Below are 25,768 nucleotides of genomic sequence, written 5' to 3'. Positions count from 1 at the left end.
AAAGGGGCGATGGTCAAAGTCAATTACTCGCCCTGCATCTTGGGCATAAAGGGATACCCGCAGGGTGTTTTCTTAATTTTGCCCTGCCTTCTGGGCATAGAAGTATGCCGCAGGGTGTTTCTTTTATTTCAAATCTTACCTTGTATGCTCTGTCTGTTTCTTCGGGGCAGGTAAATCTCTGCAATATTCGGGATCCCATCACCGCAAAGGGCAAAGCACCCAGAACACACATCCAACTTATGGTTTCCGTCCGGAACCTGCCACGGAGCAGGAAAAACAAGCCCACCGCCACGCCGCAGGCAAGGGGGGAAAAAAGGAACTGCCGCATAGACAGCCCGAAAAACATGGATTCCGTGTAAATGACGATTCTTCAAGTTTTACTCCGTTTACTTCCAACTCATTCTTGCGTTATATATATTGTTTACAGCTTCAATATAGCATATGAAAGAGGGATGGTCGTGGTCGTTCTGCCGCAGGTATCTGTTTTTGATATTCAAATACTGCGTTCTGACAAGCTGCCATTTTCCCCTTTTCTTAATATACTTAGCCTTTTTCTGTATTCCTGCGGAATGAGGGGCTTTGTTCCAATAGTATTCATCCCGATAAGTGAACCCTGTTTTTTTGTGAATAAGTCTGTAAAAATCTTCCTCTGTATCTCTGCATACAATGCAGACATCCATTGAAAACTCGGTAGGATTTCCTCTAACAAAATGAATTTCCCCCGTAGTCAGAGAAGATGTTGAATCCTCACAATCTCCTAAATCACGCTCGTTTAACGCCTTATTAAAGGATTTCCTCGCACATTCTTTTAGATTTATGCGATCCTCAAAATCTTCACATCTTACAATCTCAAGGTTGTAATCCAAATCTATCGACAACGAAGCATTTTGCACGATAAGATTCTTTGCACCGCTCCCTACAAGATAGAAGATAGCTCCAATATCATAATCTTCTTTCAAGTAGTGGCAACAATCCTGCATTATCTCACCACATAAATTTCGCATACGGCTTAGAAATGCCTTATCTTCTACATAATCAAACATAAAAATCTCCTTTCATTCCCAAACCGACCATTTAGACTTCAAAATCTAAATCATTGTATTATAATCATCTGACTATGAAATATCAAGTGATTTTTCAATTTTTCTGCGATGATTTTTTTGCGATGAGCCCGTTTAATTTCGTTCTTTATTTATCTTTACTTTCAATCATAAACACCTCCTATCGCTCCATTCCAGATTTTCTCTCAGACGGCTTCTTCTGCGACGGATAGGGGATAAATTCTTCCTCTCCCACAATGATGCTGAACTCCGCCCGAAGCATCTGGTGTGTTTCCAGTTTCTGATACCGGCGGATAAGGTTAACCGCACTTTCCTTTGTGGCTGTGCTTCCCTGCTGTACCCCGTCCTTAAATATATATACACGTTTCATCCGCTTTCTCCCTTACAAGCCCATCATTTCACGCACGACACGGTCTGCCATCTTGACCGCACCGACAAGGACGAGCATATTGAATACCAGTTCCCCGATATAGCTCCACACCATCGTGACCGCAGCCGCATCGGGATTGACCACGGGCGGGGAAGCCGCAAACACCGAAAAGATAATGCAGGCAAGCACGATGATTACACCCTCAAGGCACACGGCACAATAACTCTTGATAAAGCTCCTGCCGACATTCTGGCTCGGCTCTCCCGCAAAGAAGAAAGAGGGACGGGAGCGATTGCGGTATAAAGGTACAGCTTGAAAAACCTGCCGTACACCGACATTATCATAATGAACGACAGCACTGTGATGAACAGCCCGCCGATGAGCGTCACCGCCCATAGGGGAATGCTTTCAAAAAAGCCGCAGTCCTCCACGGCTGTCACAATCTCTGTCGACAACACCGTCTTTTTGCGATTTGACATAGATGCGTCCTCCTTTCGCATAGTTTTAGCCACTTTGTCAAGGTGGCTATGTAAACAAGTACAAGAGAACGCAAAAAAACGCCTACTCTTAAAATCAATAAGAATAAGCGGCTTTGTAATTTGCCTTAGACATATTCAATTTTCATTCTCTTGGTCGGTGCATTTATGACCTTAAAAATAAGCTCGTCAACAAAATCCGTATCTTTTCCTGACTTAATATCCTTCATCATCTGATTAAATGAAACTCTTCCCTCCCATAATATGAATACCGAATTTTAATCCAAGTTCATGTACATAAGAAGCAGGTGTGTAAATCCGCTTCCGTCTGCTGATGACGGAAATCTGCCGGGACTGGGCTGAAAACATACCCAGTCAATCTTTCCACCTTCACACATCATAAAGAATCTGGTGCCATTATCCAATACTTCAATACCCTTTTGTACATAGTCAGATAATGCCCATTCTCCATCTGCACGATCCATATCATAATCCATAGCGTCGGAATCTGCCAGATGCTCATCCATCAGAATAACCCTTCCATCTTCAGCCGTAACCGCTTCTGCATCAGCCTGTGTATAGGTAACCTTGTATCCTGCTTCCGGTCCGTCCAGTACTGCTCCTCCACGGTCTTCATAGCTATTGCTCGGAAGTGCCTTGACATAATCTTCATCTGCTATTGCTCCAAGATAGTCAGATGCTGCCTGAAACTGGGGATGGCTCATACCATCACCAATAAACAGAAAACATATTTCGGTGCTTTTGCTGTTTCTTCTTGCGTCTGCGTTTCTGCAGATACTTCTGTTACGATTGTTTCCTGCTCTGTTGCTGCTGTACTTTCTGTCTGTGCCGGTGACGGTGACTCAGAAGAAGTCTGGTCTGCTGCAGGTGCTCCGGAGCATGCTGCCATAGACATTGCCATTACAACAGCAAGCATACCCTTCATCATACTCTTAATTCTCATAATCGTTTCTCCTCTCTGAAACATGTTTTGTTTTTCCTCTGCTTCACTATACAATACCGTTATAAAAACCAATGTCCAAAGTAGGAAAAATTTGAGTAAATTCCGACACTTATTTTATGCAGTTCTATCTTTATGAGATTTCATCAACATCATAATACTTAAAATCCCGGAAGCAGGCACTTCCTCCTGTTTCCTCTGCCGCATAGCAGAACAGACCAAACCGACAACCAGTAAAATGATCCAGTTTGAAGTACAGCTTATGCACGGTTCCGATGGGTAGCCAGTCTCCCTTATTTACCCGGTAATAGCAGCGTACTTCATCCTTCATGTTACAGAAATCTGCTTCAAGACGAAAATCCATCTGGTGTGATTCAACAACAGTTCCTTCCGTCATATCCAATATACCATCTTCTTTTTTATCCAGCATAAGGACTTCATATTTTCCATGATGTTTTGTAATGCCAACTGCAGCATAACAGCTCTGCAACGCACACAAACCTGCGACATCGCCCTCTTTCAATGCAGAAGCATCAACAGTAACCTCAGCTGCGCAGGACGGATAACCCATCCTTTGCGTAAGCGTATTTACTGCCTGTGTAAGCTCTGTACAAACTTCCCGTGTTGTAATTGTATAGGTTCCCTGCAATGCATCCAGATGATAGTACCGTGGATCTGGATCATGATTAAACTGCCAGTGCGGAAGCAGCCCATTACAGAAATCATCACTTCCAACTAATGGCTGATAAATATATCCTGGTCTGGTACTGTGAACCTCTATTTCTTCCGGCACATGTCCGTTCTGTCCAAAAAACGGAAAATGATCCTTCCAGGTAACCGGAACCAGAATAGGAATCCGTCCAACTGCTCCGGAATCCTGAAACAGCATTGCATACCACTTTCCATCCGGCGTATCCACTATTCCTCCCTGTGCCACGCCCTGTCCACAATATCCACGATCATCACAAAGTACATCTCCACCCGTGAATTCTCCTTCCAGAGAATCACTGTAAAAGCATGCTTCCGTCCGCATCCAGCGGTCTCTCAGGGAATGAATCAGAAAAATATAATAATAGCCGTTTATTTTTTGAATATGAGAACCCTCATAGCCTAGCTCCGGGTTCTTATGATCACTGACTAAAAGACGATGTAATCCGTCCTTCTTTGGTGCAGTCAAATCTTCATTCAATTCTGTAATCCAGATTTCATCATTTCCATATACAATATAGTTTCTGCCATCCTCATCAAATAATAAAGAGCCGTCATGATAAAAGCCTTCTATCAGCTGCTTTTTCCATGGACCATCTATTTTTTCCGAAGTATACAAATAAGTCTTACGGGTATCATTTGCCACAAAGCAGATACAAAATCGGCCTTCATGATAGCGCAGGGAAGCTGCCCACATGCCCTGTCCGTAAATATTCTGACCGCTTTTCAGTTGCTGCGCATCCGTATGATCCAACGTCTCATAGACATAAGTCACATGCTCCCAGTTCACCAGATCAAAAGACTGCAGAATCTCACAGCCCGGCATAAAGTGCATGGTTGTGGATACCATATAATAGGTGTCTTCTACGCGGATCACGTCCGGATCTGGATAATCCAATCTTGTTATAGGATTTACATTCATTGTTTATTCCTTTCTGTTTTATCTCCATATTCTTTCTTTGTTCTATTCTATTTTTACTATTTTATCTTTGTTTCTTATCCGTCTGCCTTTTCAACTCTTCTCTGCCCCATTTCACTATTGCTAATATCACAATCTCACAGTAAAATATAATAATCGAAAACGATCCTGCACCATGTTATTCATCAGAAATTTCCGGTTTGCACAGATTTACCGGGAATAAACAGAAGGAGACCAGCATGAAGGGAAACCGCAAACTATTAAAAGAAGTGCTTAAAGAAATTCGCCATGATATGACCAATGAGGAGGTTCTGAATCTGCTTGCCGTCAAAGCCTTTGATCCATTCCCTTTTATCCTGCTTAATCTCGTGCTGTCCTGTGTAGCTGCGATTCAGGCACCTCTTATCATGATGAGTCAGAACCGGCAAGAAGAAAAAGATCGCCAACGTGCTGAAAATGACTATAAGGTTAATCTCAAAACTGAGATCATGATTGAAGATCTCTATACATTAACAGTAGTATGCTTTTTAGTTGTACGTAAAATGATATGCCCTAGCACCATGACTCTTTAATGACACACTAAGGCTCTTTGGCTCTTCCACGTGCTCTCCGCTCCAAAGCTCCGTTCCATTTACTCCATCATAAATCTCCAGATCAGCAAGCGGTATGGATATGTCACTGTCTTTATCATCCAGATTAAATACCGCGACATAATATCCACCCTTTGTATCTGCTGCAATCCACAATGCATGCTCTATACCATCGATTTCACGTCTCCACACCTGATGCGAATGCCGTGCATTTGCATGCATGGCAAGTATTTCAGAATTGGTTACCAGATTCATAGTGAATTCGTCAAACCCTGTCAGCTCTCCTCCCAGCATCAAAGGAGAACGCATGATACTCCAGAGTGTCAGCATGGTGATCTGCTCATCCTGTGTGAAATTCGTCCAGTTATTCACATCATATACCTGACGTATCGGTCCGACCGGAAGCATATCGGCATCCGGCCAGTGCCCTGCACCTGCATGGGTGCACCATTTTTCTGCTCTTGAAAACATATCATATAACAGTTCCCACTTATCCCAGAAATCATCGGTGATTCTCCACATATTGGAAATCTGCTTATAAAGCTCTGCCTTTTCTAAAAGAGCAGGTCCCGGCGACAGACTTAAAACCATGGGTCTTCCGCAACCATGCAATGCTTTGCTCAGCATAATCAGTTCGGATTCCTCATGTGGCAGTTCCCGTGCAATATCATCACATTTAATAAAATCCACACCCCAGGAAGCATATAATTCAAAAATACTGTTATAGTATTCCCGTGCCCCGTCTTTCTCAGGATCTACACCATACATATCCGTATTCCAGGCACAGATACTGTTTGTTTTGGCAATTTCCCGGGCATGTCTGTCACTGTTCATGATTTTCGTGTTCTGATGTACAGCCTGCCGTGGAATCCCTCTCATAATATGAATGCCGAACTTCAATCCAAGAGAATGGACATATTCTGCCAATGGTCCAAAGCCCGCACCGTTTGCTGCGGAAGGAAAACGATTTACTGCGGGAAGCAGTCTTCCATACTCATCCATTACTACATCCGCAAAAGGATGATACTCATTGGTTGCAGCATAAGGCTCATACCATTGGATATCCACCACAATATATTCCCAACCGTACTCCTTCAGATGCTCAGCCATAAATTCAGCGTTCCGTCGTACGATATCTTCTGTAACAGCCGCTCCATAACAATCCCAGCTGTTCCACCCCATAGGTGCTGTTTTCATCTTCATCTGTTTTATACCCTCTCGATATCCTGTTAATTCTGTCCGTAATATGCATCTGCACCATGCTTACGGAAATAATGCTTATCCTGTAATTCCTGCGGAGCAGGTGCTACCTGCGGATGAATCAGCTCGGTTCGATATGGGAATAACTCATATCTTCAAAGTTAATGGAAATAAACTGCATCGGACTGACACCGGACTCTGTAAGCTCCTGTTTAATCAGCTCCAGCATGACCGACTTTCCGCAGCGGCGGATACCGGTCATAACCTTGATCAGCTCCGTTCCACTTCGGTCCGCGTTGAGCAAAGGTCCACCGGACCTTTAGCGCCCTTGGAAAGTAAGACAACCGTCTCGACATTTGCGGTCCAGGGGAACTGGTCCACGGCCACGGCCTTGTCCACGCGGTAACCGTTCTCCAGAAACACTTCCAGATCCCGCACAAGGCTGGTGGGTTTGCAGGAGATGTAGACAATATGATCCACACCGTAGGCAATGATCTTCGGCAGTGCTTTGGGATGGATGCCGTCTCTGGGGGGATCCAGGATGATCATATCCGGCTTCTCTTCCACTTCGTCCAGAACCTTCAGTACATCTCCGGCGATGAATTCGCAGTTATCCAGCCCGTTGGCAGCGGCATTTTTCTTTGCTGCCTCTACGGCTTCCTCCACGATTTCCACGCCGATAACCTTTCCGGCCGCCGGTGCCATGAGCTGTGCGATGGTACCGGTGCCGCTGTAGAGGTCGAACACAGTCTTGTCACTGCCGCCCAGGTCGCCCACATAATCTCTTGCCGTCTGGTACAGTACCTCCGCACTGTAAGAGTTGGTCTGGAAAAAGGAGAATGTGGAGATCTTGAATTTCAACCCCAGCAGTTCCTCATAAAAATACTCCTGTCCGTATAACAGCTCCGTACGATCACTCTGCACCACATCTGCAATGGAATCATTGGTAATATGTAAGATTCCTGCGAATTTTCCGGCTAGCTTCCTATCCTGTTCCAGGGAAAGCAACAGATCCTTAAATCCTGTGATCAGTGCATCCACATCCAAGCTTCCTTCCACCGCCGTCTCTCCCTGCCAGGGATCCTGTGAGGTCGTCACCAGTGCCACCAGAATCTCTCCGGTGCGGGATGCCTTACGTACCAGCAGGTGACGTAAGTACCCCTCATGGCTCATTCTGTGGAAAAAGCTTACCTTCACCCGGGCAAAGTAATCTCTCACTGTCTGTAAGATCAGGCGGTAATCCGCATCCACGATCTCACAGTCCGCTACGGTCACTATATCGTAGAAGCTGCCTCTCTTATGCATGCCCAAAGCCAACGGTCCATCCTTGTACTCGTCTCCGAAGGAAAATTCCATCTTATTACGGTATTCATAGGCCTTCGGGCTGCCCTTGATGCCCTCAAAAGCCCAGGCTTCCTCCTGCTTGTTTAACACACTGTCCAGCAGACGTTTTACCTGTTCCTCCTTGACTTTCAGCTGTTCTTCGTAAGGAAGAGACAGATAGGTACATCCGCCGCACAACCCAAAAAGGGAACACGTCCGGCCGGTTTCCAGAGGTGACTTTTCCGTCACCTCCAAAAGCCTTCCTTCCGCCTTCCCTTTGCGCACTTTATTCACCGAGAACTTGACTTTCTGTCCGGGCAGGCTGTTCTTGACTACAGCAGTCTCATCTCCCACACAGACGATCCCTTTGTTGGGAAAATCGACCCTTACAACAGATCCTTCATATACCTGTCCTTTTTTCATGGGTTAGTTCTCTCCTTCATCCTCGAAGAAGTCGTCATCATCCTCTTCCACGTCATCTGCTTCATCTTCGAAGTCATCCTCGAAGTCTTCCAGATAATCCTGTGCAAAGAAGAAACGGTATACAGCATAAGCCACTGCTGCAACAGCTACTACGGCGCCGATGATGGCCAGTACCCATAACAGGATATTGCGTTCCTTCTTCTCTTCTACTTCCTTGCCCAACAGCTTGTTAAGCTTCTTCAGTTCGCTGACTTTCAGCTCATTTAATTTGTCAAGATCTACCAGATTTTCAATTCTGTTCATATTATTTACCTGCCTTTCCTGCATCTATTCGTATTTATGGATGCAAAGCATTTTGTTTTCATTCCTTTATATGATACCATATTTTCATCAAAAATACTATAGAAAAACCATATTTGAGGAAATACATTTCTTATTCTTATATTCTTATAATTTCTTACAACTGCTTTAGTTTTGCAAAAGACGCATACATAATCTTCTGCCCTGCCTGGTCGAATTCCACGGTCACCTTATAGTCTCTGGGTTCTCTCACGATATTTAGTACCGTGCCCTCGCCGTATTTGATATGACGCACTCTGTCACCTACCTCGTAGTCCAGTTTCTCCGGTGCCTTGAACTCCGTGCCCTTCTGCAGTCCGGCCAGCTGGTTCAGTCCGCTGATGCCCTTGGAAATATAAGGTTTATCCGCCTTTGCCGTAACACGGGGTTTTAAGGTCGCCTTGGGTCTTGGATCAAAGCCGGTATTACCGAAGCCGCCAAAACCACTGTCCGAGCCGGATCCAGACCGGGGAGATGCAATTGCCTCCAGTCCCATGGCACGAAGAGCTGCTTCATTGGCTCTTCTCGCCTGAAAATCTTCCAGATCATCGTCCCGGTATCTTCTGCTGGGCGGCAGGGTATTATCCAATAATTCCTTCGGAATCTCCCTCACAAAACGGCTCACCGGATTGTACTGGGTCTCCCCACGCAGCATTCTGCTCTTTGCACAGGTCAGCGTCAGATCCTCCTTGGCTCTGGTGATTCCCACATAAGCCAGTCTTCTCTCTTCCTCGATCTCCAACGGGTCATCGGAAGCAATGGTCATAAAGCTGGGGAATAATCCATCTTCCATGCCGGCGAGATACACCACCGGGAATTCCAGGCCTTTGGCACTGTGCAGCGTCATGAGCAGCACCCGGTTGTCACCGTTCTCCACATTGTCAATGTCTGCCACCAGCATGATTTCTTCCAGAAATTCCGACAGAGAAGGCTCGTCGTGAGTCTCCTCATATGTAGCCGCCTTGGTGATCAATTCATCTACGTTCCCCAGACGATCCTCAGCGGATTCCTCATCCTGATCCCGCAGATATTCTGCATAATCGATCCGTTCCAGCAGAGATTTGATCAGATCCGGCAATGTATACGAAGACAATCCGCTGCGAAGTACCTCGATCAGATTCACAAATCCACGGATCTTGGTCTCCGCTCTTCCCAGTCCCTTGATCTGATCTGCTTCACACAATGCATCAAATAAAGTAATATCCTTCATCTGTGCATAGTCTGCTACCTTTTCCAAAGATGCCGCACCGATGCTTCTTTTCGGCACATTAATAATTCTGCGCAGAGCCACTTCATCCCTGCCGTTATCAATAGTTTTCAGATATGCCAGAATATCGCGGATCTCCTGTCTGGCATAGAAGTTCACTCCACCTACCACATGATAAGGAATGCCCTCCACTACCATACGTTCTTCCAGAAGTCGCGACTGGGCATTGGTACGGTACAGCACCGCACAGTCCGCATAGGCAATGCCGTCATTTTTCACCTTGTCGGCAATATCGTCCGCAATGTATTCCGCCTCTTCATAGGCATTGTCAAACTGCCTGAAATGTACCCGACTGCCTGCTCCTTTTTCCGTCCAGAGGGCTTTTTCCTTACGGCCTCTGTTATTACGGATCACCGCGTTGGCCGCATCCAGGATGTTCTGGGTGGATCGGTAGTTCTGTTCCAGCTTAATCACCTTTGCATCGGGATATACCTTCTCGTAGTCCAGAATATTACGGATATTGGCACCGCGGAATTTGTAGATGGACTGGTCATCATCACCTACCACACACAGATTGCGATAACCGTCCGCCAACAGACGGATCAGTTCGAACTGCGCTGTATTGGTATCCTGGTACTCATCCACCATGATATATTTGAAACGTTCCTGATAATTATAAAGTACTTCCGGGCAGCTTTTGAACAGTTCCACAGTCTTTACAATAATATCATCAAAATCCAGTGCATTACTCTTTTTCAAGGTCTCCTGATACTCTCTGTAGACCTTGGCGATCACGGATTTCTTGTAATCTCCCACGGATTTTACTTCAAATTCCCGCACATCCACCAGCTCGTCCTTGGCGGAGGAAATTTCCGATAACAGCGTCCGCTCTTTGTACATCTTCGTGTCGATGTTCAGGCGCTTGCAGACCTGCTTTATCACAGATTTCTGGTCATCCGTATCATAAATGGTAAAATTCGAATCATAGCCCAACCGGTCAATATGTCTTCTGAGGATCCTCATGCAAGTGGCATGGAATGTCGCTACCCATACCTGATCCGCACCGAAACCTGCGATCTGATCCACACGCTCCCGCATCTCCTGGGCTGCTTTGTTGGTAAAAGTGATGGCCAGAATGTTCCATGGATTTACTCCCATCTCATCGATCAGATAAGCCACTCTGTGGGTCAGGACACGGGTCTTGCCGCTTCCTGCGCCCGCCAACAGAAGGAGCGGTCCTTCCGTATGAAGCACCGCTTCTTTTTGTTCTTTATTTAAGGTATCATAAATACTCATGAATTACGCATTATCCCTTTCATTAAATTCCTGCAAAAACTTTCGGAAATCATCGATTGGCATAGGCTTTGCATAAAAATAGCCCTGTACGATGTCACAGTCCGCCAGACGCAGCATGTCTAACTGTTCCTTCGTCTCCACCCCCTCTGCCAATACCTTGAAGCCGAGATGCTTCAACATTTTAGTCAGATATTTGATAATTGTCAATGCCGTTTCTTCCCGTTCGCTGTTCATGGTGTCATCCAGGAACTGCTTGTCCAGCTTCACCGTATCCACCGCTACCTTGGACAACAGATTCAGGGATGAATAACCGCTGCCGAAATCATCTACTGAAATCTCTACCCCTTTATCCCGGAGAGTCTCCAGATTGTTGGTCAGTTTATTTAGATCCGACATGAAAACAGATTCCGTCACTTCCACTTCCAAAAGTTCACTGGGTACTTTGTAGTCTTTCAGGCGTTTTAAAATATTCGGTACGAAGTCTGTATATTCATTATGCCTTCTGGAAAAGTTCACCGAGATCGGCACCACTTCTTCTCTCTGCGCCAAAGCATCCTGCAAATATTCCAGTACCTGATCCAGAATGGCAAAATCCACCTTGGTCACAAATCCGTTTCTCTCAAAGACATCAATAAATCTCCTCGGCATTACCATAGAACCGTCAGCCCGGATCCATCTGACCAGTGCTTCAGCACCCACTACTTTTCCGGTGTGCAAAGAAACTTTCGGCTGCAGATATGCCCGAAATTCCTTATTATTATATGCAGCTACCATACCAGATACGATCTCTCTGGTATTCTCCAGATTCTTACGGATCTTCTCTGTATAGATTTCCACCGCACTGTCTACCTTCTGGGTCTTGCACTGTTTTCTGGCCTCATTGGCATTATCCATCATGGAAGACACCGACCAGTCATTCTCCAGGATTTCATACATTCCCGTGGCAATGACCAGATTGCACTGGTCGTAGCGGCTGTTAGTCTTCTGCACAAAAGTATTGGTGAATTCCAGATATTTGTCTCTGGCCTTCTCCACCGTATCTTCCTTCAGCACTCCCACGAAATGATCCGAAGTTACACGACAGAACAGTACGCCGTTCTGGCACTTTTCCTGCAAGGCTATCGCAAAATCATGCAGGATCCTATCTCCCACTTCATAACCGTACATTTCGTTCACATACTGGAAATTTGAAAAATCAGATGACACAAAAAACAATCCTGATTTCCCATGGGCAGCCATATAGGCCTCCAGCTTATCCACAAACTTGTTATATATCGGCAGTCCGGTCAGAGCATCATAATTCAGTTTCCGGTTCAGCTCACGCTGATCTTTCTCCGCATTCTTCAGCGTGCGCAGTCGGTTAAAAATCTGGTGAGAAATTCTGCACAGTGCATTTTTCTCCTCCTGCCAGCTTCTGTCTGTGTGGCGATTTGAGAAAATAACGCTGGCCTTTAATCCCTTAGCGGCCGTGGACATTACAATCATCACGGACTCCGCCTCTTCCTTGTAGACATCCGGAGTCTCTGACTGACGGTAGATCACAGCACCGGATTCATCGGCCTTTTTCCGGATCCTGTCCCATTCGAACACGCCGGGATTCAGGATTCTTCTGGCAAAATCTTTCTTCTCTTCACGATTCCATTGATAACGGATTGTTGGTCCAGCCTCGTTGACTTCCACACAGATCATGTCATCAATTCCAAAAAAGCTACAGGTCCGCTCACAGATCACCTTTAGTGCACTGGTCAGATTCGGCACATTTTCCAACAGATCCATGCAAAATAATACCAAATCTTCCGCACTCTCAAACTGTGCCTCTTTATGGGCAATCTCGTCCTCCTTGTTCTCTTCACTGTCCAGATAACTCTTGCCGGGCAATGCCACACCTTCCTTGACATCCAGCAGGTAATAAGCACCCTTTCCTTTGCTCTTTACCTGATACAGGGCTGCATCTGCCCACTGGAACAACAGATTGTAATCCGTCACCGTGCCGTCTGTCACCGCCGCGCCCAGGCTACAGGAAATGTGCAGCCCTGTCTTGTCATCATCATAACGGTCAGACATGCAGCGGTTCAGCTGTTTTAATTTCTCCTCCAACTGTTCTCTGTCCATGTCCTCCACATAGAAGACAAATTCATCCCCACCGATCCGGCCTTTTAACGCCTCGGGGAAAATATTACTGAGTTCATCCGCAAAGGAACACAATACCGCATCCCCAAACAGATGGCCGTTGGTGTCGTTGATCTTCTTAAAGCTGTCCACATCCTGTACGACCAGATACCCAGTCTGCCCGCGTTTCAGGCTCTGTAGCCTGGCACCGATCTGTTGTTTGATGGTAGAATTGTTCAGCAATCCGGTCAGGGAATCTTTCTGAGATTTTTCCCGCAGTTCCCACTCTTTTTTCTTCTGGTCATCAATGTCACAGACCTTCCCCAGAACCCGCTCCGGTTCTCCCTTTTCATCATAAAAAGTCTGTCCGATGACCTTCACCCACCTGGGTTTCCCCTCTGCATCGGTCTTGCAGAGTTCGATATAAATATCCGGCTTGCCACTGCGCAGTGCTTCTGCCAGCTGTTGTTCTACCGTTTCTGTCCGGTTCCCGGCTTCTTTGAGCAGCTGATCTGTATACCCCTCCGTGATCTGCCGGGAATACAGAATTCCCTCTCCCGGACCGGCATAATACATCTTGTCATTTACAATATCATATTCGAAAATCAGATCTCCGGACATACGGATCACAGCCATCAGCTTTTCCCGCTCCCGATGCAGTTCTCTGGTGGTCTCATCCAGCTGTCTGTCCACATCCCCTGTCTGTTTTTCCTGCAATGCAACCTCGTTTTTCAATCCCATACATTTTTCTTCCATGCAGACCCTCTTTTGCTTTCTCTATACCTCTTCCACCCGGCTGAAATTCCAGACACGGAGATTGTATTCCACGATTGGCGTGTCACAGTAAATACATTTCTTGGCTCCCAGTCCCGGAAGCGGTGCTCCACAGTTCGGACAGTTCAGTCCCAGACCGGCATCCTCCTGATTCTCGATCATATCCTGATCCTGGATATAGACCAGTTCCACGTTATACTTGGCCTGTTCTTTATGCTCTTCACTGCCTCTTATTACTTTTCCGTTCTCTTTTAATGCATGAAAATACTCCACTGCCGTCTGCAGGACAATACTCTGCCTTCCCCTCTGCTTCCGGTACTGGTGGATCTCCGTTCTGTGAATATGGATATTTTCAAAGCTCTCCTTCTGGGACTGGTTCTGTAGCATTTCCAGCCGCAGTCTGAGCTGTTCTTTCAATTCTCTGGTTCCCTCCGACAACAGGGCCGGATTCTGTTTCGTAATACTCTGCAGATAGGAGGTCAGCACATTCTCCGCTCTGCTCTTCATCTCATCATAATGAAATTCCGGGAAATCCCGCATAATGGACGGCATGTACAGGTTGGTTGCGGAAGAGACCGACTTCGGTGTCATTTCCACTTCCTTTTCTCTCTGTTTCATTCCCTCGATCATGGAGTCCGTTCCGAATAACATCCGGGAGGTATCCCGCAGTTTTTTCCTGATGTTGCAATAAGCATAATAAATGATTCCTGCAAGCACCAGAAGTAATACCAATATGACGATAATTGCAATCAGATTTCCGCTCATTTATGTTTCTCTCTGTTTTTCATTCTGTTGTAATGTTTGTATAGCATAAGTTCAGGAACGCAGGTGCCAAAGTTGCACCACATAGCTGAACTTTTAACAGTTCAGTGCGCCATTCGCAAAGCCGCACTGTTACAGCAAAGTACAGCAGATGCCAAAAGGCATCCGCTGTACTGCTGTTTTGTAGAAATATTCTGCTGAGTATGTATTATACTCTGTCGTTCTCGTCAAAAGGATCACCGCACTCCGGGCAGAACTTGGGAGGATGTGCAGGATCTTCCGGCTCCCAGCCACACTTGTCGCATTTATAGATTGGTGCGCCGTCCGGCTTCTTTGCTCCGCATTCGGAACAGAACTTGCCCTGGTTTACTGCACCACAGCTGCAGGTCCAACCTGCATCGGAGGGTTTAGGTGCGCCACACTCGGAACAGAATTTGCCCCGATTATCCGCAGCACCGCAGCTACAGGTCCAGCCTAGTACCGGTGCCTGCATCTTAGGAGCCTGCCCCTGCACAGGTGCTGCCTGTGCCTGCTGCATACCCATACCATTCTGCTGTGCATCCATCTGGTACAGTTGGCCGGCATTAATACCACCTACCATATTCGCCATGTTCATACCGGCAAATGCCATCATAGGTCCTGTAGAAGTATTAGATGCTGCCATCTTCATAGCTTCGGCCTGTGCAGCAGTCATGGTAGCCGCAGCCATTCCGGTATTGCGCAGTACTGCGGTTCTCTGCAGATCAGCAATAGTCTTCGCATCCTCATCGGGAATCTTTGCAGAGTTGATATTGATAGTAACGATCTCGATACCGCGAAGCTTGGTCCACAGATCGGAAAGTTCATCTTTTAAAGCCTCCGTCAGTTCCTCAGTGTGTGCGGGAATCTCACTGGGACGGACGCCTTTTGCGGAGATCTTGGCCAGTGAGGGCTGCAATGCAGTCAACAGTTCTGCCTTCATCTTCGCTACCAGTTCACTTCTGGTGTAGGACTCTGTTACGTTACCACATACATTCTTGTAGAATAACAGAGGATCTACCAGATGGAAGGAATATTCACCGTTACAACGTAAAGAAGTATCCAGATCCAGTCCGATATTCTGATCGATCACACGGAAAGGAATGGGGCTTGCAGTACCAAAGAGATTGTTCATGATCTCCTTAATATTAAAAAAGTAGATTCTCTGATCCTTTGCCGCATTACCTCCGAAGGTAAAACGCTTCCCGATATTGGAAAATGTATTCTTAACGCTCTCACCAAGATTTCCGTAGAACAGGCTGGGCTCGGTGGAAGAATCATATACGAATTCACCTGCATCGGCACAGAACTCTACAATTCCGCCCTGATCCACGATGATCATACACTGTCCTTCGTTGACTGCCACGATAGAGCCGTTGGAGATAATGTTCTCCACACCCTTGGTGTTACTGTTACGTCCATTGGTTACACGCTGCTGTCCTTTTACTACCAGCACATCATTGGAAAGGGAATCACAATAGAAATACTCTCTCCACTGGTCAGCCATCATGCTGCTGACTGCATCTTTCGCTGCTCTGATTAAACCCATTACCGCACCTCCGTTTTTATATGAAAAATCTGTTCTTTTTCACATCTCTTATATTTTAGCAAATTTTACACATTCCCTCAACTGCTTTTCGTAAAATATCGTCTTTTTTCCTTTACAATGTGCCGTTTTTCTACTAAACTGTGATACTAGAGATGTTTGATTAAACTATAATATAAAAGGGTTGAAAGAAAAATGGGTAAAAAAGCTACAAAAGCCGCTGATAATATGTACTATCTCGCACGTTGCGAAGCCGCTGAGACGAATGCGGACTTCAGCAGCCGGGAAAAAGCCGCCGAACTGGTGGGCATCGACCGTACCAGACTGGCCAGGATCGAACTGGACACCATTGTTCCCTATCCCGAGGAAGTCAAGGCCATGGCCAAGGCCTACAATACACCGGAGCTGAACAATTCCTTCTGTGCCAGGGAATGTCCTCTGGGCCGCAGCAGTGTATCGGAAGTCGACATTGTGGACTTTGACCGGCTGGCATTGAAGGTACTGGGTTCCTTAAAAGATATCGACACCCTGCGGGCTTCCCTGATTGCCATCTCCGAGGACGGCATCATCTCCGAAGATGAGCGCCCGGCCTTCCAGGATATTCTGGATTCCCTGGAGAAGATCAGCACCAATGCCAAAGCTCTGAAGCTCTGGGCCATCAAAAATATACACATCAAGGAGGAGGACGTCTGATCCTCCCCCTTTTATCCTATTTTATTCTGCTTATCTTGCCGTTGCTTTCTCTGCGAATTCCGTAGTTACCAGTGCCTCGTAAGGTACTCTCTCTTTCAGTACATCCGAGTCCTCCAGAATATTCTGCAACAGGTCAAAGGCATCTTTATGGAAGATCAGATCCTCTTTCCAGGTATCCTGTTCCTGATATCTGGCAACAATAGCTGTCAATGTGTCACTTTCGGTCTCGGCAAACTGGGGTGCAATACACTTGGCAATTTCCTCCGCACTATGCTCCTGTACATAATCCATACCCTTTTGCAGAGCATCGGTAAATGCCTGGATAATCTCCGGATTCTTTTCCAGGTAACTCTTCTTTGCTGAAAAAGAGGTATAAGGAACATAACCGGACTCCTCCCCCAGAGAGGCCACCACATAACCGTCACCCTTCTGCTCCAACAGTGTAGCATGCGGCTCGAACTCAATAGTAAAGTCTCCCTGTCCGCCGGAAAAAGCTGCTGCCGTGGAACCGAAGTCAATGCTCTGGTCGATGGACAGATCCGTTGTCGGATCCATATTATTTTTCTCCAGAATATATTCAAATACCATCTCCGGCATACCGCCCGCTCTACCGCCCAAGACGGTAGTACCTTTTAACATATCCCACGAAAAATCATCGATGGGTTCTCTCGCCACCAGGAAATTGCCAGCCCGCTGGGTCAGCTGGGCAAAATTCACCACATAATCTTCCGTTCCGCCAGCATAGGTGTAAATGGTGCTCTCGCTGCCCATAAAGCCGATGTCCGCCTCACTGGTCAGTACTGCCGTCATGGTCTTATCCGCGCCAAATCCCGTCACCAGCTCCAGATCGATCCCGGCATCTTCAAAATATCCTTCTTCGATTGCCACATACATCGGTGCATAAAAAACAGAGTGGGCTACCTCATTGAGCACCACTCTGGTCTTCTTTGGTCCGTTCGTCTGCTGTGCGCTGCCGCAGCCCGTAAGTGCAGCCGCTGCAAGCACTACAGACAATACTGCTACCGTTACTTTCCTTCTTTTCATAATCATTCATCCTCCCTGAGATTACATATTTATTCTATGTAACCTCAGGGAAAACGTTCCATATAATTACAGATTTGCCTTGATCTTATCGATCATCTCCTGATACTCCGCATCGGTCAGCAGAGTCTTGCCGGGGTTCATCTCGAAGGTTCCGCCCCACTCGAAGCCGTCCTTGTACTTCGGGCACAGGTGCATATGCAGATGGCAGCCGGTGTCACCGTAAGCGCCGTAGTTTAATTTATCGGGATGGAATGCTGCATGAATAGCTTTGGCTGCATGAGCCACATCCTCGAAGAATAATCTTCTCTCTTCCTCGCTGATGTCCACGATCTCGCTGACATGGTCCTTATATGCCACGATACATCTGCCGGGATGGCTCTGCTCCTTGAACAGGATCAGGCTGCTTACCTTCAGGTCACAGATAAAAATACCGAACTTGTCTAACAGTTCTCCTCTCATACAATATCCACAATTTGCGTCTTTCATTTGTTCTCCTATCTGCCCTCTTACGGGGCCTGCCGTCTGCGGCTTAAATTCTTGTCCGGTCTTGCCGGCCAGGATCAGCTATAATGTTATGTTGATCAGTTTACGGATGTTCTCCGGATCATAGTTCAACACCAGTTCCTTCGGAAATTCCAGTTCCCGCATCAGCTGCTCTGCATCATCAAATGCTCCGATGGCAAAGCACATATGGCTGTCCGTTCCCATTATAACAGGCTGATCATACTTCATGCAAGTCTTTAACAGCTCTGTAATATTTTCTCTGCCTCCTTGTCTGGCCGACTGGGGATTCAGGGATGAATTGTTCACTTCCAACACCGCCTGTGCCTGTCTGGCCTCTCGCACCAGTTCGTCATAATCCAACGGAAATCTACCGTCATCGGGATGCCCAAGTATTTTCACATAAGGATTCTGAAAAGCTCTGACAGATGCCAGTGTATTCTCCTTGCGGCTTCCCGCAGTAAAGGCAAAGGGATGAATGCTGGCAAGGGCATAATCCATTTTCTGCAGATAGCGCTCTTCCAGATCCAGTTCACCGTTTGTACTGCAGATATTTGCTTCTACGCCGCATAGCAGGCGCAGACTTCCATCTGGCTTCGGTATTACCCGGCCGGTGTTCTCTTCTCTGTCATATATTCTGGGAATCACTTTATAATTACTGAAAAAGAAATTATGCGGGCCTCCCGGGGAAGTCGGTCCGTGCTCACTCATTCCCAGGTACTGTAAGCCCATTGCCAATGCAGCATCTATATTCTCCAATAAGGTACTATACGCATGCCCTGCTGCCAGAGTATGCGTATGAAGATCCATGATTGCTTTCATTCTATTGTCCTTTTACTTTCCAAAACGGTCTAATTCTTTTTCTTATGAGCTTCCTTCTCCGGTTCCTGTGCTTTCATCGTATCTGCCAGATCCGCTACCAGCTGTTCCACAATCATCTTCTTCATATAGACATCAAAGCTCAACAGGCAGATCAGGGCAAATTTCTGTAAAAACTCCTGCTCTTCTCCGGTCACTTCGGTAAAGGAATCCTCTGCTCTGCGGAATTTCTCCACAACATCCTTTTTCAGATCCTCCAGCTGTTCCTTCTCCAGCACCACCACTTCCTTGTAGACGCTCTCCAGGTCAAAGACCTGTCCGTTCTGAAAATAGCGGTCAGTAAGGGGCTTAAGCAGCGTCTGGATCTCATTCATGGGAATGATCCCTTTATAATAGTAGATAAAAATAAGAAGCAGCACATGCTCTTTGGAATATTTCTTCTTCACCGGCGGCGGCAGCAGATCATTCTTCGCATAATTATTGATCATGGTCTTGGTCAGGATGCGGTCTTCGGTCTGGGGCCGCACTGCGGAACGCAGCTTACGATCCATAAAGGTCAGTACCTGATCCATATACAGATCAATATTCGGAATGTCTTCCGACTTGATATATTCTACTTTCTCCAGACTCTGTAAGATCATCTGAAGTAATTCTTCTGTTGTTGCTGCCATAATGTTCCTGCTGTCCTTTCCGTGAGGTAGTTTCCAAAAATATTAACTCGAGAACCCGTGCTTCGCACTCCACTGTCTGCTTCGCGATGCAGTTCCCGGGTTACATTAACTCGAGAACCCGTGCTTCGCACTCCACTGTCTGCTTCGCAGACGGTTCTCTCGTTAATGAATGCAAGAAAACAAATGCTCGCTCTGCGAGCGCTTGTTTTCTTTTGCATTCATTATATAGTATTCAAAACTACATGTCAACAGTTGCACCTTCTCTCTGTTCTCTGAATTTATGAAGATTTTATAACTATTTTGTTTCACTCCTTTACTTTACAACTTTAGTATGCTAAAATACTAATAGTTGCGTTGTATTGATTACAACTATGGAAAGGTGTGTCGATAATGAATAAAAAAATCAAAACGGACGCTGTAGATTCCCTTTTTGATGCGGTGTTGTGTCTGCAGTCCCGTGAGGAATGCTACAGTTTCTTCGAAGATCTGTGTACTGTCAACGAACTGTTGTCTCTGTCCCAACGGTTCGAAGTGGCTGCCATGCTGAAGGACGGCAAGACATATCTGGAGATTGCCGAGAAGACCGGAGCTTCCACCGCCACCATCAGCCGCGTAAACCGTTCTCTGAATTACGGCAACGACGGTTACGAGCTGGTCTTTGGACGTATGGAGAAAAAGGAAACGGAACAGAATTCTTAACTTAATGAATAAAAACAGGAGCACTCAAAAACGGCGCTCCTGTTTTTATTTTATCTTTTATTCTTCTTATGCTTCGCTTGTATTGGCTGCTGTTGTTTCCGCAGCTGGAGCTTCTGTCTTCTCCACCGTCTCTGCTGTCTGTGAAGTCTCCTGATTTTCTCTCTTTTCTTCCTCTTCCACTTCCTTCAGAGCTTCTGCGATGGCTGCCTTGGCACTCTTGCGTCCTGCCCGGACCGCTTTGGCCGTTCTGGCTTTACCTTTTCTGTCAGGAACTGTCTGGTTCATATCGATTTTTCCCTGGAATACGGCATGTTCATCAATAACGATCACCTTTGTGGCAATGTCCCCCAGCACTTTGGCCGAAGCTGTCAGTTCCGCTTTCTCCGGTGCAGTGATATTTCCGGTCACTTCCCCGCCGATCAGAACAGATGCAGCCTGTACATCTCCTGTGACTATGCTTCCGGCTCCCAGGATCAGGTTGCCTGTCACCGTCACGTTACCACCAATCTTACCGTCAATTCTTGCGGAACCGTCCAATGTAAAATCTCCGGTCAACTCCGCTCCGGCACCGATCAGTGTGCTCATTTTTGTATCTGCATTCTTTTTTCCTAACATGTATCTTCCAAACCTTTCCGCAATCAACCACTGATTGCCAGCATATCCATAGGATTAATATAGCTTCCGTCTTTCTGCATCTGGTATCCCAGATCCGCGTTATCTTCGCCAATGACAAACAAGGTAGTTCCCTGTACTACGGAATCCCCCACATTCACTGTGGTATCTCCTTTATTCCGATAGATGGTGACATAACCGTTGCCATGATCCACCCACACGCTGTGTCCGTAGATCTCGTCATCATTTATGGCAATGACCGTACCGCTGGCTGCCGCCACAACCGTAGTTCCCACCGATGCATGGAATATGCACATGGGATCGCCCTCACTTACTTCCTCCATGGATGCAGAACCCGTCAGAGGGAATTCCGTAGGAAGGCTCTGCTTTTCCAGAGTTGCTGATAATTCGCTCTCACTCTGTACCTTCTGGCTTACGGTGTCGCTTAAGATCTGTATCTCTTCCGCCTGTTCCGTCACCTGCGCTTCCAGCTTACTGTTCTGCTCGCTCAGTGTCTTGTTCTCTTCCTCCAGTGCCATAACCTGTTCATGGCTCCGTCTGCTGGCGTTCTCCCAGAGCTGTCCCTCGTAGATAAAATAGCCGATCACTCCGCCGATCAATACACACAACAGAAGTACCACGACTTCCACGATCCATGCACGTACACGGAACTGCTTTACATTGGCATCTGCTGCGTCTGACGTAAGAATCAGCACATGGTTCAATCTTCGCTTATGTTTACGTCTTTTCATAGAGTCACCTCCGCTAAATATCAACCCATTTTACCACAGGAAAGCTCTTACAGCAATCATTTCTTAACATTTTTGTAATATTTTCCCAAGATTTTCTTCATTTATTCGTATTTAAAAGGGAATTGCCTATAAATTTTTGTGCAATTTTACAGAATCGTCTATTTACTTTTACTACCTGCTGTGCTATGATGCACTTGCTGAGACAATGTTGTATACATTGCAAAAAGTAAATGACAGCAAAGAATTTGTGGAGGTATCTATTATGAACAAAGGTACAGTTAAGTGGTTCAACAATCAGAAGGGTTATGGTTTCATCTCCGATGAATCCGGCAAGGATGTATTCGTACACTACAGCGGTCTGAACATGGACGGTTACAAGACCCTGGAAGAGGGCGCAGCCGTTTCTTTTGATATCGTAGATGGAGAAAAGGGACCTCAGGCTGTTAACGTAACCAAACTTTAATCATAAACGAAAAATAAGATCCGCAGGCGCTATCACATGATGGTTCCTGCGGATCTTTCTATTTTTCTCTGCACACTGTCAGTACATCTTCCCATTTCATGCTGCCGCCGAAGAGATCCAGTGCACTCCCGATGGTCACATTCATCCGGTTCTGCCCCAGTTTTTTTAACAAATACAGATCTTCCATGGAGTGAACACCACCCGCATAGGTGATTGGATTTCCGGTATAATTTCCAATAAACTTTACCAGTTCCTGTTCAATTCCCCGGGCCTTGCCTTCCACATCCACGGCATGGATCAGGAATTCATCACAATAGGCAGATAATTTTTTAAGTAGTGCCTCATCCACTGCTTCTTCTGTCAGCTTCTGCCAACGGTCAGTCACTACCAGATACTGCTCTCCCGCACGCTTGCAGCTTACATCCAGCACAAGGTGCTCTTTTCCGATGGACTGGACCAGTTTGTCCAGTCTGTCATAGTCGATCCGTCCCTCCCTGAACACATAGGACGTCACGATCACATGGGAGGCCCCTGCTGCCAGATACTCTGCCGCATTCTCCGCCGTGATGCCTCCTCCGACCTGCAATCCTCCCGGATATACACGCAGGGCCGACAATGCCTGTTCCTTCGTTGCCTCATAATAAGGGCTGTCCGAGGCATTCAATAAAATAATATGTCCGCCTTTTAAACTGTTTTTCTGATACAGTTTTGCATAAAAGGCAGCGTCCTGTTCTGAGACAAAGTTCTCCTGCGCCCGATCACCAAGATCTTTTAAGCTTCCACCGACAATCTGTTTTACTTTTCCGTTATGAATATCAATACAGGGGCGAAATTCCATCTTTTTCCTCGTTTTCTTCCAAATGATTTTTATTTTTTTGAATTATTTTCTAAAATCCGCACATACTACCCTCAAGCCGACCATCTTTGGTTCGGACTGAATATCCCTGACGGGCATCTTGAAATGGAGGACATTATGAAAAATAAGACAAATAACGTAACATCCCACATCGGGAAAAAATTACTGGTTCTGGGCATCATCACAGTCTACCTGTGTATGGCGACCGCCTGTGGCACCAACAAGAACAACAATAACTCCGGCAGCATGGCTGCCTCTCCTTCTCCGTCCACCTCTCCTGCTGCTCAGGGGAGCACAGAGGCGCAGACCACAGAGACCGGAACTGCCGCTACCGACAGCACTATGGGTGACATGAACGGCAACGGTAACACCGTAGGAGAAAATGATTCCATGCTGGACAATGCAGGCAATGCCATCGGAGAAGCCGGTGATACCGTAGGCAATATCGTGGACGATGCCGCAAACGGTGTCTCCGATATCACCAACGACCTGGTAGGCAACGGTAATGATACTGCAGGTAACAACGATTCTACCACTGCCACCACCGGAGCCGGCCAGAGATAAGTTATACCTCTTCCATGATCGTACCTTCCCGGTAAGCCTCCAGGAGTTCTTCCAGATAGAAGATATTCTCCTGGATCTCCTTGCCGGTATCGGTATCGGCCACCAGTTTTCTGCGGGGGAAATTCTCCACCACCACGGAATCCGAGAAAATATCCGATTCCTTGATGATCGCCGCTTCCGTAGATTCAAAAGGTTCATGGGCTACCAGACGCATTCCTCTGGAATTACATACCAGCGTATATCCCGCAATTCCCGTCTTTTTCTGATATGCTTTGGAAAAGCCACCGTCGATGATCAGCAGCTTACCGCCGCATTTGATGGGTGATTCCCCATGGATCTGTTCCACGGGCACGTGACCATTGACGATATGGGCATCGGCCTTGTCCAGACCGAATTCCTCTAAGATTCTGCCGATGACTTCCTCATTTTCCAACAGCTTATAGTAACTGTTTTTCTCTTCTATATGAGTCTCCTTATCCTTCAGGAAATACCGCTCAAAGGTAGCCATTTTTGCCTTGCCGAACACCGGGGAACCGGGGCCTGCCCAGATGTACCAGATCATATCCTGTCCCAGAGCGCGCTCTTTGGCTTCCTTGGCATAATAACCTCTTCTGGCGTAATATTCCAGAATGTCGTACAGTGCTTTTCCGCAATACTCTTTTCCGCAGATCTCCACCTGCATGAAACTGCCGTCCGGATTCAAGGGGACACAGCCGTGATACAACAGATTGCCGTTGTAAATCTTGTACATGCCGCCCTTGGAAAACAGAAATTTTACATGGCGCTGCAGTTTCTCACAGCGCATGAACACCTGCTGCAGGCGCAGCATGACCTTGCTCTCTTCCTCCGTGAGTTCGTAAGGATGTACAGGATCCACCGTAGGGAAATCCACGTCTTTCATGGGATATTCTTTGCCGTCCACGCAGATCGTCTTTTTCTCGAAATCGATCCGATGCAACAGCATCCGGTCTTCCATATGGAACTCCGGGTGTCTCATGATCAGCTGTCCTTCCAGCTTGAACTGCAAGATAGCAATTGCTTTATGCATCTTGGTGTCCAGCCCGAGATCCTTGGTATTGTAATCGGTATTGAACTTGATGGTAAAGACATCGCAGTTGGTATTCTCATAAGTTTCCAGTGCAAATGTAGCCAGAGGCAGCAGGTTGATGCCGTAGCCATCCTCCAGAGTGGCGAGATTACCGTATCTGGCAGACATTCTGACCACATTGGCGATACAGGCCAGACTTCCGGCCGCCGCGCCCATCCACACCATGTCATGGTTGCCCCACTGGACATCCACGGAATGGTATTCGCACAAAGTATCCATAATAATATGAGGGCCGGGACCTCTGTCGTAAATATCACCGACGATATGCAGATGATCGATGACCAGCCGCTGGATCAGGTGGCTTAACGCAATAATAAACTGCGGCGCTCTGCCGATGCGGATGATAGTATGGATGATCTCATTATAGTATGCCTCTTTGTCCTGGATTTCTTCCTTCTCCGTGATCAGTTCTTCGATGACATAGGCGAAATCCTTCGGCAATGCCTTTCTGACTTTGGAGCGGGTGTATTTGGAAGAGACACGTTTGATGACCTGTACCAGACGATGAAGGGATATTTTGTACCAGTCCTCCAGATTATCCTCTTCTCTTTCCACAATCTCCAGTTTGCTCTCTGGATAATAGATCAGGGTTGCCAGGCTTTTTTTGTCCTTGTTGCTGATGGTGTTGCCGAATTCCTCGTCGATCTTGCGGCGTACGGAACCGGAACCGTTTTTCAGGACATGGTTGAACTGTTCGTATTCTCCGTGGATATCCGTCAGGAAATGTTCCGTACCTTTTGGGAGGTTCAGGATGGACTGGAGGTTGATGATCTCTGTGGAGGCCGCCGCTATATTTTTGTATTGGTGTGAGAGGGTCTTTAGAACCTTCTGTTCCATTTCGTTCATGAAATTCACCTTTCTATGTTACTTCACGAAGCGTACGGATACCATGCCTCGATGTAAG

Annotated in this window: 27 protein-coding genes and 2 pseudogenes; 5 read left to right on the top strand and 24 right to left on the bottom strand. The window is 46.6% G+C overall.

The features are described from left to right. Window positions 1–19 precede the first annotated feature (19 nt). The 7 genes and pseudogenes from OCV96_RS19700 to OCV96_RS01065 form a co-directional block, all read right to left on the bottom strand. Entirely contained in the window at window positions 20–328 is a 309-nt protein-coding gene (locus tag OCV96_RS19700; protein ID WP_425609796.1) for a PrgI family protein, read from the bottom strand. 58 nt (window positions 329–386) lie between these two features. Next, on the bottom strand, window positions 387–1,043 hold the full coding sequence (locus OCV96_RS01090; RefSeq protein WP_262593269.1) for a hypothetical protein: 657 nt from the start codon (window positions 1,041–1,043) through the stop codon (window positions 387–389). A gap of 178 nt (window positions 1,044–1,221) precedes the next feature. Next, window positions 1,222–1,431: a hypothetical protein gene (locus tag OCV96_RS01085; RefSeq protein ID WP_022313135.1), complete on the bottom strand. Its 210-nt coding sequence runs from the start codon at window positions 1,429–1,431 to the stop codon at window positions 1,222–1,224. 12 nt (window positions 1,432–1,443) lie between these two features. Continuing rightward, window positions 1,444–1,898 (bottom strand): annotated as a pseudogene (locus OCV96_RS01080) (hypothetical protein); the annotation flags it as partial. Between the two features lie 287 nt (window positions 1,899–2,185). Further along, window positions 2,186–2,632, bottom strand: a complete 447-nt coding sequence (locus tag OCV96_RS01075) for a hypothetical protein (RefSeq protein ID WP_262593268.1) — start codon at window positions 2,630–2,632, stop codon at window positions 2,186–2,188. Beyond that, on the bottom strand, window positions 2,629–2,871 hold the full coding sequence (locus OCV96_RS01070) for a hypothetical protein (RefSeq protein ID WP_117922525.1): 243 nt from the start codon (window positions 2,869–2,871) through the stop codon (window positions 2,629–2,631). Before OCV96_RS01070 ends, OCV96_RS01075 begins: the two co-directional genes overlap by 4 nt. 130 nt (window positions 2,872–3,001) lie before the next feature. Next, entirely contained in the window at window positions 3,002–4,498 is a 1,497-nt protein-coding gene (locus tag OCV96_RS01065) for a glycoside hydrolase family 43 protein (RefSeq protein ID WP_262593267.1), read from the bottom strand. A 236-nt stretch (window positions 4,499–4,734) separates the two neighbouring features. On the opposite strand from OCV96_RS01065, the gene OCV96_RS01060 reads away from it, so the two are divergent. Next, window positions 4,735–5,067 carry a DUF1003 domain-containing protein gene (locus OCV96_RS01060; protein WP_118668296.1) on the top strand — a complete coding sequence of 111 codons (333 nt, stop codon included), beginning with the start codon at window positions 4,735–4,737 and terminating at the stop codon, window positions 5,065–5,067. Here OCV96_RS01060 and OCV96_RS01055 read toward each other — a convergent pair. The 9 genes and pseudogenes from OCV96_RS01055 to OCV96_RS01015 all read right to left on the bottom strand — a co-directional run bounded on the left by OCV96_RS01055 (window position 5,023) and on the right by OCV96_RS01015 (window position 16,085). Beyond that, window positions 5,023–6,288: a glycoside hydrolase family 27 protein gene (locus OCV96_RS01055; protein ID WP_262593266.1), complete on the bottom strand. Its 1,266-nt coding sequence runs from the start codon at window positions 6,286–6,288 to the stop codon at window positions 5,023–5,025. The genes OCV96_RS01060 and OCV96_RS01055 overlap by 45 nt on opposite strands. Window positions 6,289–6,314: 26 nt before the next feature. After that, window positions 6,315–6,419 (bottom strand): annotated as a pseudogene (gene araD / locus OCV96_RS19555) (L-ribulose-5-phosphate 4-epimerase); the annotation flags it as partial. Continuing rightward, on the bottom strand, window positions 6,407–6,514 hold the full coding sequence (locus tag OCV96_RS19550; RefSeq protein WP_317239275.1) for a hypothetical protein: 108 nt from the start codon (window positions 6,512–6,514) through the stop codon (window positions 6,407–6,409). The gene OCV96_RS19550 and the pseudogene araD, both read right to left, overlap by 13 nt. Window positions 6,515–6,555: 41 nt before the next feature. After that, on the bottom strand, window positions 6,556–8,031 hold the full coding sequence (rlmD, locus tag OCV96_RS01040) for a 23S rRNA (uracil(1939)-C(5))-methyltransferase RlmD (RefSeq protein ID WP_262593265.1): 1,476 nt from the start codon (window positions 8,029–8,031) through the stop codon (window positions 6,556–6,558). 3 nt (window positions 8,032–8,034) lie between these two features. Then, window positions 8,035–8,334: a DUF4366 domain-containing protein gene (locus tag OCV96_RS01035; RefSeq protein WP_227061489.1), complete on the bottom strand. Its 300-nt coding sequence runs from the start codon at window positions 8,332–8,334 to the stop codon at window positions 8,035–8,037. 154 nt (window positions 8,335–8,488) lie between these two features. Then, window positions 8,489–10,873 (bottom strand): ATP-dependent helicase, encoded by a 2,385-nt coding sequence (locus OCV96_RS01030; protein WP_262593264.1) that lies wholly within the window; start codon window positions 10,871–10,873, stop codon window positions 8,489–8,491. Between the two features lie 3 nt (window positions 10,874–10,876). Further along, complete coding sequence (locus tag OCV96_RS01025; RefSeq protein WP_262593263.1) at window positions 10,877–13,738, bottom strand: bifunctional diguanylate cyclase/phosphodiesterase; 2,862 nt, start codon at window positions 13,736–13,738, stop codon at window positions 10,877–10,879. A 21-nt stretch (window positions 13,739–13,759) separates the two neighbouring features. Beyond that, the gene (locus tag OCV96_RS01020) at window positions 13,760–14,521 is read right to left on the bottom strand and encodes a zinc ribbon domain-containing protein (RefSeq protein ID WP_022313486.1); all 762 of its coding nucleotides are present in this window, start codon (window positions 14,519–14,521) and stop codon (window positions 13,760–13,762) included. Window positions 14,522–14,726: 205 nt separating this feature from the next. Next, the gene (locus OCV96_RS01015) at window positions 14,727–16,085 is read right to left on the bottom strand and encodes an SPFH domain-containing protein (RefSeq protein ID WP_262593262.1); all 1,359 of its coding nucleotides are present in this window, start codon (window positions 16,083–16,085) and stop codon (window positions 14,727–14,729) included. Between the two features lie 192 nt (window positions 16,086–16,277). On the opposite strand from OCV96_RS01015, the gene OCV96_RS01010 reads away from it, so the two are divergent. Next, the gene (locus tag OCV96_RS01010) at window positions 16,278–16,775 is read left to right on the top strand and encodes a helix-turn-helix domain-containing protein (RefSeq protein ID WP_117464876.1); all 498 of its coding nucleotides are present in this window, start codon (window positions 16,278–16,280) and stop codon (window positions 16,773–16,775) included. Between the two features lie 30 nt (window positions 16,776–16,805). On the opposite strand, the gene OCV96_RS01005 is transcribed toward OCV96_RS01010, so the two are convergent. The 4 genes from OCV96_RS01005 to OCV96_RS00990 form a co-directional block, all read right to left on the bottom strand. Next, window positions 16,806–17,819: an ABC transporter substrate-binding protein gene (locus tag OCV96_RS01005; protein WP_262593261.1), complete on the bottom strand. Its 1,014-nt coding sequence runs from the start codon at window positions 17,817–17,819 to the stop codon at window positions 16,806–16,808. Between the two features lie 66 nt (window positions 17,820–17,885). Next, a complete protein-coding gene (locus OCV96_RS01000) occupies window positions 17,886–18,305 on the bottom strand; it encodes an HIT family protein (RefSeq protein WP_022313490.1) in 420 nt (139 codons plus the stop codon). A gap of 78 nt (window positions 18,306–18,383) precedes the next feature. Next, entirely contained in the window at window positions 18,384–19,142 is a 759-nt protein-coding gene (locus tag OCV96_RS00995; protein ID WP_022313491.1) for a phosphatase, read from the bottom strand. A gap of 29 nt (window positions 19,143–19,171) precedes the next feature. Next, on the bottom strand, window positions 19,172–19,810 hold the full coding sequence (locus tag OCV96_RS00990) for a DUF1836 domain-containing protein (RefSeq protein ID WP_022313492.1): 639 nt from the start codon (window positions 19,808–19,810) through the stop codon (window positions 19,172–19,174). A 390-nt stretch (window positions 19,811–20,200) separates the two neighbouring features. Here OCV96_RS00990 and OCV96_RS00985 point away from each other — a divergent pair, with 390 nt between their 5' ends. Further along, on the top strand, window positions 20,201–20,509 hold the full coding sequence (locus OCV96_RS00985; RefSeq protein ID WP_022313493.1) for a YerC/YecD family TrpR-related protein: 309 nt from the start codon (window positions 20,201–20,203) through the stop codon (window positions 20,507–20,509). A 66-nt stretch (window positions 20,510–20,575) separates the two neighbouring features. Here the strand turns inward: OCV96_RS00985 and OCV96_RS00980 are convergent, their stop codons facing one another. After that, on the bottom strand, window positions 20,576–21,124 hold the full coding sequence (locus OCV96_RS00980) for a bactofilin family protein (RefSeq protein WP_262593260.1): 549 nt from the start codon (window positions 21,122–21,124) through the stop codon (window positions 20,576–20,578). Window positions 21,125–21,147: 23 nt separating this feature from the next. Further along, window positions 21,148–21,873 carry a peptidoglycan DD-metalloendopeptidase family protein gene (locus tag OCV96_RS00975; RefSeq protein ID WP_022313495.1) on the bottom strand — a complete coding sequence of 242 codons (726 nt, stop codon included), beginning with the start codon at window positions 21,871–21,873 and terminating at the stop codon, window positions 21,148–21,150. Between the two features lie 262 nt (window positions 21,874–22,135). Between OCV96_RS00975 and OCV96_RS00970 the strand changes: the two genes are divergently transcribed. After that, window positions 22,136–22,336, top strand: coding sequence for a cold-shock protein (locus OCV96_RS00970; RefSeq protein WP_022154906.1), 201 nt, complete (start codon window positions 22,136–22,138; stop codon window positions 22,334–22,336). A 58-nt stretch (window positions 22,337–22,394) separates the two neighbouring features. Here OCV96_RS00970 and hisA read toward each other — a convergent pair whose 3' ends face one another. After that, on the bottom strand, window positions 22,395–23,174 hold the full coding sequence (gene hisA, locus OCV96_RS00965) for a phosphoribosylformimino-5-aminoimidazole carboxamide ribotide isomerase (RefSeq protein WP_022313496.1): 780 nt from the start codon (window positions 23,172–23,174) through the stop codon (window positions 22,395–22,397). 135 nt (window positions 23,175–23,309) lie between these two features. Here hisA and OCV96_RS00960 point away from each other — a divergent pair, with 135 nt between their 5' ends. After that, entirely contained in the window at window positions 23,310–23,756 is a 447-nt protein-coding gene (locus OCV96_RS00960; protein WP_022313497.1) for a hypothetical protein, read from the top strand. 1 nt (window position 23,757) lies between these two features. Here the strand turns inward: OCV96_RS00960 and OCV96_RS00955 are convergent, their stop codons facing one another. Next, window positions 23,758–25,710, bottom strand: coding sequence for a fructose-1,6-bisphosphatase (locus OCV96_RS00955; protein ID WP_118537176.1), 1,953 nt, complete (start codon window positions 25,708–25,710; stop codon window positions 23,758–23,760). Window positions 25,711–25,768: the final 58 nt, after the last annotated feature.

It is taken from the genome of Waltera acetigignens, from assembly GCF_025567015.1.
GTDB classification, from domain to species: Bacteria; Bacillota; Clostridia; order Lachnospirales; family Lachnospiraceae; genus Acetatifactor; species Acetatifactor acetigignens.
The sequence above is the reverse complement of the archived record's forward strand: the minus strand, read 5'-3'. Positions and strand labels throughout refer to the sequence as shown.

Coding starts and splice junctions, on each gene's coding strand:
- OCV96_RS19700 (WP_425609796.1), bottom strand. CDS start 328: ATGCGGCAGTTCCTTTTTTCCCCCCTTGCCTGCGGCGTGGCGGTGGGC.
- OCV96_RS01090 (WP_262593269.1), bottom strand. CDS start 1,043: ATGTTTGATTATGTAGAAGATAAGGCATTTCTAAGCCGTATGCGAAAT.
- OCV96_RS01085 (WP_022313135.1), bottom strand. CDS start 1,431: ATGAAACGTGTATATATATTTAAGGACGGGGTACAGCAGGGAAGCACA.
- OCV96_RS01075 (WP_262593268.1), bottom strand. CDS start 2,632: ATGAGCCATCCCCAGTTTCAGGCAGCATCTGACTATCTTGGAGCAATA.
- OCV96_RS01070 (WP_117922525.1), bottom strand. CDS start 2,871: ATGAGAATTAAGAGTATGATGAAGGGTATGCTTGCTGTTGTAATGGCA.
- OCV96_RS01065 (WP_262593267.1), bottom strand. CDS start 4,498: ATGAATGTAAATCCTATAACAAGATTGGATTATCCAGATCCGGACGTG.
- OCV96_RS01060 (WP_118668296.1), top strand. CDS start 4,735: ATGAAGGGAAACCGCAAACTATTAAAAGAAGTGCTTAAAGAAATTCGC.
- OCV96_RS01055 (WP_262593266.1), bottom strand. CDS start 6,288: ATGAAGATGAAAACAGCACCTATGGGGTGGAACAGCTGGGATTGTTAT.
- OCV96_RS19550 (WP_317239275.1), bottom strand. CDS start 6,514: ATGCTGGAGCTGATTAAACAGGAGCTTACAGAGTCCGGTGTCAGTCCG.
- rlmD (WP_262593265.1), bottom strand. CDS start 8,031: ATGAAAAAAGGACAGGTATATGAAGGATCTGTTGTAAGGGTCGATTTT.
- OCV96_RS01035 (WP_227061489.1), bottom strand. CDS start 8,334: ATGAACAGAATTGAAAATCTGGTAGATCTTGACAAATTAAATGAGCTG.
- OCV96_RS01030 (WP_262593264.1), bottom strand. CDS start 10,873: ATGAGTATTTATGATACCTTAAATAAAGAACAAAAAGAAGCGGTGCTT.
- OCV96_RS01025 (WP_262593263.1), bottom strand. CDS start 13,738: ATGGAAGAAAAATGTATGGGATTGAAAAACGAGGTTGCATTGCAGGAA.
- OCV96_RS01020 (WP_022313486.1), bottom strand. CDS start 14,521: ATGAGCGGAAATCTGATTGCAATTATCGTCATATTGGTATTACTTCTG.
- OCV96_RS01015 (WP_262593262.1), bottom strand. CDS start 16,085: ATGGGTTTAATCAGAGCAGCGAAAGATGCAGTCAGCAGCATGATGGCT.
- OCV96_RS01010 (WP_117464876.1), top strand. CDS start 16,278: ATGGGTAAAAAAGCTACAAAAGCCGCTGATAATATGTACTATCTCGCA.
- OCV96_RS01005 (WP_262593261.1), bottom strand. CDS start 17,819: ATGAAAAGAAGGAAAGTAACGGTAGCAGTATTGTCTGTAGTGCTTGCA.
- OCV96_RS01000 (WP_022313490.1), bottom strand. CDS start 18,305: ATGAAAGACGCAAATTGTGGATATTGTATGAGAGGAGAACTGTTAGAC.
- OCV96_RS00995 (WP_022313491.1), bottom strand. CDS start 19,142: ATGAAAGCAATCATGGATCTTCATACGCATACTCTGGCAGCAGGGCAT.
- OCV96_RS00990 (WP_022313492.1), bottom strand. CDS start 19,810: ATGGCAGCAACAACAGAAGAATTACTTCAGATGATCTTACAGAGTCTG.
- OCV96_RS00985 (WP_022313493.1), top strand. CDS start 20,201: ATGAATAAAAAAATCAAAACGGACGCTGTAGATTCCCTTTTTGATGCG.
- OCV96_RS00980 (WP_262593260.1), bottom strand. CDS start 21,124: ATGTTAGGAAAAAAGAATGCAGATACAAAAATGAGCACACTGATCGGT.
- OCV96_RS00975 (WP_022313495.1), bottom strand. CDS start 21,873: ATGAAAAGACGTAAACATAAGCGAAGATTGAACCATGTGCTGATTCTT.
- OCV96_RS00970 (WP_022154906.1), top strand. CDS start 22,136: ATGAACAAAGGTACAGTTAAGTGGTTCAACAATCAGAAGGGTTATGGT.
- hisA (WP_022313496.1), bottom strand. CDS start 23,174: ATGGAATTTCGCCCCTGTATTGATATTCATAACGGAAAAGTAAAACAG.
- OCV96_RS00960 (WP_022313497.1), top strand. CDS start 23,310: ATGAAAAATAAGACAAATAACGTAACATCCCACATCGGGAAAAAATTA.
- OCV96_RS00955 (WP_118537176.1), bottom strand. CDS start 25,710: ATGAACGAAATGGAACAGAAGGTTCTAAAGACCCTCTCACACCAATAC.